Origin of the sequence: Nostoc sp. 'Peltigera membranacea cyanobiont' 213, from assembly GCF_002245975.1 — a bacterium.
Taxonomy (GTDB): Bacteria; Cyanobacteriota; Cyanobacteriia; order Cyanobacteriales; family Nostocaceae; genus Nostoc.
Genome location: NZ_NOLI01000366.1, coordinates 1 through 1,248, shown reverse-complemented (window position 1 = coordinate 1,248; position 1,248 = coordinate 1). Strand labels below are relative to the sequence as shown.

At 41.8% G+C, this 1,248-nt stretch carries 1 protein-coding gene; it reads right to left on the bottom strand.

The window, feature by feature from the left end:
• Positions 1-1,222: RNA-guided endonuclease InsQ/TnpB family protein (locus tag CDG77_RS34985; protein ID WP_094333665.1), on the bottom strand; the 1,222-nt coding region annotated here is incomplete at its 3' end.
• Between the last annotated feature and the right edge of the window lie 26 nt (positions 1,223-1,248).

Sequence of the window (1,248 nt, the reverse complement as noted above, 5' to 3'; positions counted from 1 at the left end):
ACTTACCGAGTCCGGTTGAAGTTGGGGCTTCTGTAATCACAGGGGAGTGCCTAAACTTAGACTTTCGCCCAAGAGTATGACTTACCTCCCCTCCTACAGCAGAGACGGCTGAACCTTCCGCCTTTATCATTCTGATACCCTCTGCTCTAATATTCTGCGCGGCGTTCGCGTCCCGCTCGTGATGAGTATTGCAATGAGGGCAAGTCCATTCACGGACATCCAACGGCATCTCACCAATCTGATAAAAACAATTAGAGCAAAGTTTTGAACTGGGGAACCACCTATCAATTTCAATCAACTTTCCACCTCTGCGTTCTAGCTTATAGGCTAAAAAGTTGGTGAATGTTCCCCAGCCACAATCAGATATTGATTTCGCCAACTTGTGATTACGAACCATGCCTTTAACATGAAGATTTTCTCCTATGACAGCTTGGCTTACGCTGACCAACTTGTAACTAAGTTTATGTAGAAAATCTTGCCGCGAATTACTAACTCGTTCGTACACCTTGGCAACAACTTTTCTATACCTATTTCTTGAATTACTTCCTTTTTGTTTACGTGCTAATTTTTTCTGCTTACGTTTGAGGTTTTTCTCGTGTTTGGCAAGATGCTTGGGATTATCGTACTTGGAAACATGAGCGCCGTCAGTGACGACAGCGAAGTGTTTTAGCCCCAAATCGATACCATATATTTTACCTTCTGAAATAACCGGATTTTCATCATCTAACTCAGTCAGGATAGATGCAAGGTATTTGCCAGAAGGCGTTTTGCTTACAGTAACAGTTTTAATTTTCCCCTCAATAGTCCTGTGTATTTTGGCTTTGACTATCCCAATATTGCCAGGAAGTAAAACAAAGCCATCTACAATCTTGACGTTTTGAGGATACTGGATAGACTGTTTACCATGTTTGGATTTGAACTTAGGAAATCCAGCACGTTTCTCAAAAAAGTTTTTGTACGCCCTAGTTAGATTAAGTGTTGTAGCTTGTAAAACTTGGCTATAACAATCAGCTAACCACACAGTCTCTTCTGCCTTTTTGAGTGCAGGAAGAAATGCGTTGAGTGCAGCACGGCCAAGTCCCTTACCCGTCTCCAAGTAATTCTCAATAGATTTATTTAGAGCATAATTCCACCACCATCTAGCACACCCAAAAGTTTGAGCCAGTTGTGTTTGTTGCTCAAGTGACGGATATAAACGGACTTGTACAACCTTGTGTAACACTTCACTTTCACCTCTTTGATGTGCTT